Source organism: Bacillus cereus group sp. BfR-BA-01356 (genome assembly GCF_022663635.1).
Classification (GTDB): domain Bacteria; phylum Bacillota; class Bacilli; order Bacillales; family Bacillaceae_G; genus Bacillus_A; species Bacillus_A cereus.
Window position 1 is genome coordinate 1 of the sequence record NZ_JAKUFX010000172.1, and the last position, 10352, is coordinate 10352.

Sequence of the window (10352 nt, forward strand, 5' to 3'; positions counted from 1 at the left end):
CCATTATCTAGAAATATCTTGAGACGTCCAAGTATTTTCTTTATTACTGGACTCTTATTAGAGAGTAAAACTAAGCCTGAGATAGGGCTTAAATATTAATATACGAGAGGGTATAAATGATTTAATTACTACAATCAATACAAATTCAAAAGAAGTTACAGATGTGATTAAGATGCTACAAGACTTCAAAGGGAAACTATATCAAAATTCTACAGATTTTAAAAATAATGTTGGTGGTCCAGATGGGAAAGGTGGATTAACTGCAATATTAGCAGGTCAACAGGCAACGATTCCACAACTTCAAGCTGAAATTGAGCAACTTCGTTCTACTCAGAAAAAACATTTTGATGATGTATTAGCATGGTCAATTGGTGGTGGATTGGGAGCAGCTATTTTAGTTATTGCAGCTATTGGAGGAGCGGTCGTTATTGTTGTAACTGGCGGTACAGCAACACCGGCTGTTGTTGGTGGACTCTCGGCTCTTGGTGCAGCTGGTATTGGTTTAGGAACAGCGGCTGGTGTCACAGCATCTAAGCATATGGACTCCTATAATGAAATTTCTAACAAAATCGGAGAATTAAGTATGAAAGCAGATCGTGCTAATCAAGCAGTTCTTTCGCTTACTAACGCGAAAGAAACATTGGCATATTTATATCAGACTGTAGATCAAGCGATATTGTCTCTAACAAATATTCAAAAGCAATGGAATACAATGGGCGCAAATTATACAGATTTACTGGATAATATCGATTCTATGCAAGACCACAAATTCTCTTTAATACCAGATGATTTAAAAGCCGCTAAAGAAAGTTGGAATGATATTCATAAAGATGCAGAATTCATTTCAAAAGATATTGCTTTTAAACAGGAGTAGAACTGAAATATAAAACCTAAATTGGAGGAAAATGAAATGATAAAAAAAATCCCTTATAAATTACTCGCTGTATCGACGCTATTAACTATTACAACTGCTAATGTAGTTTCACCAGTAACAACTTTTGCAAGTGAAATTGAACAAACGAACAATGGAGATACGGCTCTTTCTGCAAATGAAGCGAGAATGAAAGAGACCTTGCAAAAGGCTGGATTATTTGCAAAATCTATGAATGCCTATTCTTATATGTTAATTAAGAATCCTGATGTGAATTTTGAGGGAATTACCATTAATGGATATGTAGATTTACCTGGTAGAATCGTACAAGATCAAAAGAATGCAAGGTCACATGCTGTTACTTGGGATACGAAAGTAAAAAAACAGCTTTTAGATACATTGAATGGTATTGTTGAATACGATACAACATTTTACAATTATTATGAAACAATGGTAGAAGCGATTAATACAGGGGATGGAGAAACTTTAAAAGAAGGGATTACAGATTTGCGAGGTGAAATTCAACAAAATCAAAAGTATGCACAACAACTAATAGAAGAATTAACTAAATTAAGAGACTCTATTGGACATGATGTTAGAGCTTTTGGAAGTAATAAAGAGCTCTTGCAGTCAATTTTAAAAAATCAAGGTGCAGATGTTGATGCCGATCAAAAGCGTCTAGAAGAAGTATTAGGATCAGTAAACTATTATAAACAATTAGAATCTGATGGGTTTAATGTAATGAAGGGTGCTATTTTGGGTCTACCAATAATTGGCGGTATTATAGTCGGAGTAGCAAGGGATAATTTAGGTAAGTTAGAGCCTTTATTAGCAGAATTACGTCAGACCGTGGATTATAAAGTAACCTTAAATCGTGTAGTTGGAGTTGCTTACAGTAATATTAATGAAATGCACAAGGCGCTTGATGATGCTATTAACGCTCTTACTTATATGTCCACGCAGTGGCATGACTTAGATTCTCAATATTCGGGAGTACTTGGACATATTAAGACCGCATCTCAAAAAGCTGAACAAAATAGATTTAAATTCTTAAAGAATAATTTGGATGCGGCTAAAGACAGTTGGAAAACATTACGAACAGATGCTGTTACATTAAAAGAAGGAATAAAGGAATTAAAAGTGGAAACTGTTACTCCACAAAGATAGGGAAATATTAATTCTGCGTAAAGTGAACTAAAACATAGAAAGTCTATGATTACACTGTTAAACAGAAAAGTGATAATTAATAAATCCTTATATAACAGAAAGGCGGAGTCTCATTAAAGACTTCGCCTTTCAATTATATATAAGTATGATTCGAATAAAAAATAACCTTGTAGTTTAATTGCTTTTTTAAAATTTGCAACAGAATCGGTTAATTTGAAGCAGATTATATACATTTTCTTTAATACTTTATGATTTGAAGGCTGCTAAAGAAAGTTCAAACGATACTGATAAAAGATGTAGAACTCATTTTGAAAGACATCGCTTTTTAATAAGATTAGAACTTGAAACTATACCTTATATAGGAGAAATACGAAATGATGAAAAAAATCCCTAATAAACTACTCGCTGTATCAGCGTTTTTAACTATAACAACTACTTATGCAGTCATACCACTAGAAACTTTTGCGATTGAAATTGAACAAACGAACAATGAAAATATATCTCTTTCAGCAAATGAAGAACAGATGAAAAAAGCTTTGCAAGATGCTGGTTTATTTGCAAAAGCTATGAATGAATATTCTTATTTGCTAATTAATAATCCAGATGTGAGTTTTGAAGGAATAACTATTAATGGAAATGCAGATTTGCCTAGTAAAATTGTACAAGATCAAAAGAATGCAAGAGCACATGCTGTTACATGGAATACACAAGTAAAAAAACAGCTTTTAGATACATTGACAGGCATTATAGAATACGATACAAAATTTGAAAATTATTATGAAACATTAGTAGAGGCGATCAATACTGGAAATGGAGATACTTTAAAAAAAGGGATTACAGATTTACAGGGAGGAATTCAACAAAATCAAAAGTCTGCAAAAGCATTAATAGAAGAATTAATTCAATTAAAAAATGCTATTGGAGAAGATGTTAGAACATTTGGAAGTCATAAAGAGACATTGCAATCGATTTTAAAAAACCAAGGTGCTGATGTGGAGGCGGACCAAAAGCGTCTAGAGGACCTTTTAGGACAAGTAAAATATCAGAAAGACATAGAATCTAAGGGGTTAGACATGGTGAAAATCCCCTTTATTCCAACCTTGATTGCTGGTGGCATCATGATAGGTGATGCAAGAGGTAAGTTAGGTTGGCTAGAACCTGAATTAGCAAAATTGCGTCAGACTGTAGATTATAAAATAACATTGAATCGTGTAGTTGGAGTTGCATTTCATAATATTAGTGATATGCATAGTATGCTTGATAGTGCTATCACTGCTCTTACTTATATGTCTACGCAATGGGAGGATTTAGATTCTCAATATTCGGGTGTACTGGGACATATTGATAAAGCTGATCAAAAAGCTGATCAAAATAAATATAAATTCTTAACCCCTAGCTTGAATGCAGCGAAAAACAGTTGGAAAACATTAAAAACAGATGTTGTCACTTTACAAGAAGGGATAAAAATCGCAGAGAAAAAAGAACAGGATTTTTTGAATCAGCTTCGTCCATCAAACGTTTTCTACTTTTATAAAAAAATTCATAACGCATACACTTTTGAAATAAAGACTGGAACAAATGCGCCAAATGCGTCTTATAAAGTTATGAATTTAACGAAAAACACTGTTCATAATATGTGGAGTGGAGGGGCTAATACTAACATGTGGGCTGATTGGCTTTCATTCAATCCAAATGATGAATTTGCGGTAGTAGCAGTAGTGGATGGTAAAGAATATGTTGTGTATAAAGACAAAGTACAAAATATAATGAACTGAATCTGAAAGTAACGAAGTAATTGGAGCTGGAGAATAAACTAGACACCAAGTTAATCGAAAAATCTCCTTATATCCTAGAATATTTTGCTCAAGAAAAAGAATTTGTTCAGCGAAAAAAGTAAATATTGAATCAAGGAGTTAGTTGTATTATGTGTATGGTTTTACCGAAAGGTTTCAAGTACATTACCCATACAATTATGTAGTTATCCTGAAGCATCTACAGGTGTTCTTATCGACCTTGAAGAACTACTTAGCTTCCTAAGTGGAGTGATTTTATGCAAAATTAAGTGAACGTTTTTGTACATAGATTAGTTGACATTCATATAGATTTTTTCCATTTTCAAAGATAGTTTTGTTTTTTATGTTATTTTTCAAAAATTACTGCTGAAATTTCTATATTCATGACTCAGTATATAATCATTGTTTGATGAAATGACATACCACGTCCCTTAGAGTTTCATACGTATTACGATAACTTAAAGAAAAAAGATAATAGTAGTCAACGGTTACTATTATCTTTTTTGAACTATTTTTCATTAAGATATCTCATCTGCTGTGTTCCTTATTTACTTTTCTAGATTTTATCCTAGTTTAAAATTTATGCATTTGAACTGTTTATACAATTTGTAGGATTTTTAGCTTTTTTGTCGAATACACTTAATGCAAGGAGGGACATTACATGATTATTAAAGATTATTTCATCAACCTTTCTATTTTTTCTTTACTAGTTAGCGCAGCAATATTTATTCAAGTGTTTACAATTAATTCTAGTCGATATTTTGAAAAGCTCTATGGAGGGATTATTGCAGTTACGTTAATGTTCTTTTCTTTTCCATACATGGGATTTTCCTACGATCTTCGAGTTGTTCCTCTTATTCTATCTTTTATTTACTTTGGTCGTATTGCTGGTTGGATTACGTTAATTAGCATAATTGTAATGCGTATCTTTTACACAGGAGGGTACTGGGAACCTCCTGTGATTGCTTATTTAGGTATGGGGATTCTATTTTCTACCTTTAAAACTTATTTTAAAAAACTACATCCTTTTAAAAGTGCATCGTTATATTTTTCTGTTTTTATTGGACTAAAGTGGTTAGTTGGCGTATTATTTAATACTACATTACTTTACACAGGAGGCTTATTATATATAGCGTTAGGACTTTTAATTGGGCTATTTCTTATGGAAGCCTACCAGAGATTGTATTATTTAACACAGGACTTATCTAAAATGAATCGAGAATTAAAAAAATCGAAGCAAGAACTTGCAGATACCGTACATGAGTTTCAAGGAGGAATTTTTAAATTTAAAAAAGTGGGTAAGCACTTTATACACACTTTATGTGATGGACAGTTTTATTATCAAAACGGATTTTATTCTGAACAGGTGGTAGGAAAAAGCTTACGTACTATTGATGCTTCTATTGTTCCTCCACATTTAGTTCCACAATTGATGAAGTACTATCTTCAGGCATGGGAAGGAAAAGAAATTATATTTGAATTACCTTGGCCAAATGATAAAACTATTATTCTTATTGCGCTTAGGCCGATTAAACGAAATGGACAAGTTATTGAAGTTGTTGGTTCTACAGTTGATATAACCGAAAGGAAAAAGGTAGAATCAGAATTAAGCGCTACCAAAGAATTATTGGAATCATTTATAAAGCACAATCTAGATGCTATTACCATTTCTGATCGAGAAGGGCATATTTTACAAGCGAATAAAGCTTATGAAAAGATATTTGGGTGGTCATCACAAGAAATCATAGGTAAGAGATTACCTTTTGTACCAGATTTTTTAATGGAAGAATCGCTTGAAAATATTCAGAAAATTCTAACAGGTGAATCTGTGGTTACTAGATTAGAAACTGTTAGACAAAGGAGCGATGGGAGTCTTCTTGATGTCAGTCTGACAGTTTCTCCTATACTAGATGTAAGAGGAAATGTGATAGCTTTATCAGCAATATGTAGAGACATCTCTGAAAGAAAACAAGCAGAAAGAGAACGACATCGATTACACCAGCAATTAAGAGATAGTGAAATGAAGTACCGTGCACTAATTGAACAAGCAACTGATGCGGTATATGTAGTAGAGCTGAATGAAGATAATGCTCCAAGTCGATTTATTGAGGTAAACCCTGTTGGGTGTAGAAGATTTGGATATAGTAGAGAAGAGTTGCTCTCATTATCATTTTCAAATATAGTACCACAAGATTCTCAAATAATCGTAAGGTTATTAGAAAAAATTAAAAAGGGACAAACTTCCTTCACTTTGCAAGATGAATATGTTTTTCCAACAGGAAAAGTAATAACAACTGAGTTTAGTGTTCGTGTTTTTAACTTAAATGGTAAAAAAGTTTTCCTAAGTATTTCTCGTGATATCACTGAACGGCTAAAAACAGAAGAATTATTACGAAAATCTGAAAAACTTGCTGTTGTAGGACAATTAGCGACTGTAATGGCTCATGAGATCAATAATCCATTAACTGCAATGAAAGGGTTCATGCAATTACTAAAATCAACGGAAAATGAAAATAATCAAGGTTATATAAATATAGTATCATCAGAGATTGAGCGTATAGAGAGTATTACAACTGAATTTATGGCGGTAGCCAAACCACAGGTGGTAAAAATAAAACCTAATGATATTAGTGTGCTAATGGATCAAGTTTTAATGCTACTACAACCTCAAGCAATGATGAATAATATAAAAATTAGAATCGATCTTAACCCTGGTATTCCATTGATTTCATGTGAAGGAAATCAATTAAAGCAAGTATTTGTTAATATATTAAAAAATGCAATTGAATCTATGCCGATGGGAGGAGAAATTCTCATTCAATTAAATATACTTGATAATAATCAAGTAAGTATTCGTTTTATCGATCAAGGGTGTGGGATTCCAAAAGAACGTATACCATACCTCGGAGAACCTTTTTATAGTATTAAAGAAGAGGGGATTGGCTTAGGATTAATGATCTGTTATAAAATCATTGAAACACATCAGGGAAAGGTATTTATTGAGAGTGAAGTGAATAAGGGGACTACAGTTGAAGTCACTCTCCCTATTTGTACACTTCAAAATTAAGATATTCTCTTACTGAAATTTTTTAAGAAACCATACAGAATGTAATGCCAATGTTACTTAATGAAATAATAAAGAGAAGAACACTGGTAAATGTACCCTATAGAATAGACACTTGAAAAAGCCTGTTATAAAAACATCCTTTCTTTAGAACCAAAAGAAAGGATGTTTTTAATATTGTAATTTTTCTTGGGGACATTTCAAATTTTTACTTGTAATACATTTTTTAACTAATTTTGGTTAAGTTAGTTAAAAAGGTATTATTTTTAATGAGCATATTGACATATAAATATCCCTCATTTTTAAAATAGAAATTTCTAAAAACTATATATAGGTTCTTTTTGAAAGGAAGGGTATTATCAATTGAAACCACATGAAAAAGTACCTGTTCACTCTATAAAATCTTTGCAGGAATTAATGCAATTACTAAAAAAATCTAAAGATTTTATAACGTTGGAGATCGCTTCAAACAAATCCTCTATAGTCATTTCATATTTTAGAACCTTAATCGATGTAAATATATTTCATGAAGAGGTTTTAACTTATATAAAAGAGAAGAGCTTCAATTCATTACAAGATATTCGGTCTGTCTTACCCTTTGAAAATTCAAAAATAACAAATCAAATGGAAGATATTCAGGATAGTATTTTAAACGGCTATATACTTATTCAGTTCGATACAGATAAATTAAATGGCTTGTTAATCAATGTGGCAAAGAAAGAAAAAAGAGATATTACAAAAGCTGAAATTGAATACAATATCGTGGGTCCACAAATCGCGTTTGTTGAAGATTTAGATGTAAACTTAAATTTAGTACGTAGAAAGCTTCCAACACCTTATTTACAAATGAAGGAATTGAAAGTAGGCTCTCTATCTAACACAACCGTTGCGATTGTATATATTGAGGGAATTGTAAATGATCAAAATCTACAAGAAATTATAAAAAGGGTGAGTCTAATAAAAACAGACCACGTTTTGGATAGCACGTATTTGATGCAGTTAATTGCAGACAACCCGAATTCTATATTTCCTCAATTTTTGAATACAGAACGACCAGACCGTGTAGCAGCTGTATTGGCAGAAGGGAAAATTGCACTTTTTGTAGATGGCTCACCTTATGCAATCACTCTTCCAACAACATTAATTGACTTTTTTTCTACGACAGAAGATTACACCATGCCTTGGATTATTGCCTCTTTTTTTCGTCTATTAAGGCTTTTTGCTTTTATGTTTTCTGTCTTAACGACTCCATTATATGTTGCAATCTTAACATATCATTACGAGCTTATTCCAAAAGAACTTCTTGAAACGTTAATCATATCGAGAAGTAAAGTACCTTTTCCTCCATTAATTGAAGCGCTTTTTTTAGAAATAACGATTGAATTACTGAGAGAAGCGGGGGCACGTTTACCAACTAAAGTGGGTCTAACTGTCGGTATAGTAGGTGGTATTGTAATTGGACAGGCATCTGTAGAGGCAAGTCTTACAAGTAATGTACTTATTATTATTGTTGCACTTTCAGCGCTTAGCTCATTTACAGCACCAATATATCGAATTGGTAATACAATTCGAGTAATTCGTTTTCCTTTTATAATATCTGCACACCTGTTGGGTTTATTAGGAATTGTTTTAACAAGCTCTTTGCTTTTAGCACGTTTATTACGTACAGAATCATTAAGACGTCCTTATTTGTTTCCTTTTTATCCTACACGCCCTACAGATTGGAAAGATAGCATTATCCGTTTGCCGATCTCAGCGATGTTTCGACGTCCTATTTTTTCAAGATCTAAACAGCGTTTTCGTTTTAATCCAGAAGAGGTAGAGAAAAATAAAATTAAATCACGAAATGATTTTGATGATTGAAATTAACAGGGAGGAGCATTATGAAACAGATCCCAATTGAGTATCAAGTCTCTCCATATATGGTGTTTTTTTTAATTATTACTATACAGATGGGGGTTGGTATGCTTGGTTTTGAAAGGATTAGTGCAAAATTAGTTGGAAATGATGCGTGGATTAGCACGCTGCTTTTTGGAATATCTGTTAATCTTATGATTTGGATTATATATCAGATTTTAAATCAGGGTAATGGAGATATCATTGCAATCAATCAAGACGTACTTGGAAAATGGATTGGTGGATTGTTCAACTTCATTTTTTTATCTTATATTGTATTGTTAGGTGCAACAACACTACATACCTATATCGAAGTAGTACATGTTTGGATGTTTCCTTCCATTTCATCTTGGATTATAGCAGGGGCTTTTTTGGGTCTATGTTATTACATTGTGACTGGAGGATTTCGTGTAGTTGCTGGAATCGGCTTCTTTGGAATCGTTATCCCAAGCATTCTAATCTTCACATTTTTTTATCCTTTGCAGTATGCAGATTTCCAAAATTTATTTCCAATTGCACAGCATTCATTCCTAGAAATCATGAAAGGAATGAAAGGAAATATGTTTAGTTTTTTTGGATTTGAAATGTTATTGTTGTACTACCCATTTATTAAAAAGGCAAGAACCTCTCAAAAATATGCGCACTATGCAAATTTAGTAACGACTATTGTCTACACATACCTTATGATTTTAACTCTTGCGTTTTTTAGTGAAAAACAACTAGCGAGCGCGATATGGGCATATTTAAGCATGATTAAAATTATACAATTTCCCTTTATAGAGCGGTTTGAATACATTATTGTTTCTGTTTGGGCTTTTTTTATATTACCCAATGTTTCCTTTACATTATGGGGAGTAAGTCGTGGTATAAAAGAGGCACTGGGAATAAAGCAAAAATATGTTTTGCCAGTTATCATCCTGTTCATCTTTGTTTTATCATTTTTCTTGAATAACCGTAATAAAATTAACTTATTAAATACTTGGACAGGTCAAATTGGCTTTGTATATATATATGTATACCTACCTATATTATGGCTAATTCAAACCGCCAAAATAAAGTTAAGGAGATAAACATGAAGCGATGGATACTTTTCCTTATAGTAAGTGTCTTCTTAATAGGTTGTGCTAAAACGAAAATTGTGGATGACATTGACTTAGTTCAAGTTGCGGCATATGATACCGAAGCAAAAGGTAAGCTAAAAGGAACCTTTGCGATTTCAGCTTATAAAGGAGGCGGGGAAGGTGAAACGAAAATCTATTCAGCATCAGGCCAGACTGGTAGAGAAGTTCTTGCAAGAGCATCCGAAAAATCTTCTGGACCTCTAGAGTTGGGGCAATTGCGTGTTATTATATTTAATGAAAAAATAATTGATAAGGGAATGCAGGAAATTTTAGAGACTTTGAACCGAAATCCTAGTGTAGGAAATGCAATTTATTTAGCAATTACAAATGTAAAAGACCTGCGGTAGTATGTCAACTGAAAAATAATATCTTTTGAAGTTATCAAAGGACAAATTGCTTAAAAAAGACATCACGAAACTAGACCAGTATTTTATGTAAAA

Annotated in this window: 5 protein-coding genes and 3 pseudogenes; all 8 read left to right on the forward strand. The window is 32.5% G+C overall.

Features of this window, described 5'->3' with window-relative positions; translation table 11 throughout:
• Positions 1-100: 100 nt before the first annotated feature.
• Positions 101-874: pseudogene (hblD, locus tag MR168_RS30345) on the forward strand (hemolytic enterotoxin HBL lytic component L1); the annotation flags it as partial.
• A gap of 36 nt (positions 875-910) precedes the next feature.
• The gene (hblA, locus tag MR168_RS30350) at positions 911-2038 is read left to right on the forward strand and encodes a hemolysin BL binding component B (RefSeq protein WP_242291706.1); all 1128 of its coding nucleotides are present in this window, start codon (positions 911-913) and stop codon (positions 2036-2038) included.
• A 374-nt stretch (positions 2039-2412) separates the two neighbouring features.
• Positions 2413-3813 carry a hemolysin BL regulatory component HblB gene (gene hblB, locus MR168_RS30355; protein WP_086388591.1) on the forward strand — a complete coding sequence of 467 codons (1401 nt, stop codon included), beginning with the start codon at positions 2413-2415 and terminating at the stop codon, positions 3811-3813.
• Between the two features lie 20 nt (positions 3814-3833).
• A pseudogene (locus MR168_RS33790) lies at positions 3834-4062 on the forward strand (hypothetical protein); the annotation flags it as partial.
• A 430-nt stretch (positions 4063-4492) separates the two neighbouring features.
• Entirely contained in the window at positions 4493-6898 is a 2406-nt protein-coding gene (locus tag MR168_RS30360; protein WP_086411397.1) for a PAS domain S-box protein, read from the forward strand.
• A gap of 360 nt (positions 6899-7258) precedes the next feature.
• Positions 7259-8758 carry a spore germination protein gene (locus MR168_RS30365; RefSeq protein ID WP_006920984.1) on the forward strand — a complete coding sequence of 500 codons (1500 nt, stop codon included), beginning with the start codon at positions 7259-7261 and terminating at the stop codon, positions 8756-8758.
• A gap of 20 nt (positions 8759-8778) precedes the next feature.
• Positions 8779-9861, forward strand: coding sequence for a GerAB/ArcD/ProY family transporter (locus MR168_RS30370; RefSeq protein ID WP_000809697.1), 1083 nt, complete (start codon positions 8779-8781; stop codon positions 9859-9861).
• A 2-nt stretch (positions 9862-9863) separates the two neighbouring features.
• Positions 9864-10247, forward strand: a pseudogene (locus MR168_RS30375) (Ger(x)C family spore germination protein); the annotation flags it as partial.
• Between the last annotated feature and the right edge of the window lie 105 nt (positions 10248-10352).

Bases quoted from the DNA above. Each gene is read 5' to 3' on its own strand.
- MR168_RS30370 (WP_000809697.1), top strand. From the start codon at position 8,779: ATGAAACAGATCCCAATTGAGTATCAAGTCTCTCCATATATGGTGTTT.
- MR168_RS30360 (WP_086411397.1), top strand. From the start codon at position 4,493: ATGATTATTAAAGATTATTTCATCAACCTTTCTATTTTTTCTTTACTA.
- hblB (WP_086388591.1), top strand. From the start codon at position 2,413: ATGATGAAAAAAATCCCTAATAAACTACTCGCTGTATCAGCGTTTTTA.
- hblA (WP_242291706.1), top strand. From the start codon at position 911: ATGATAAAAAAAATCCCTTATAAATTACTCGCTGTATCGACGCTATTA.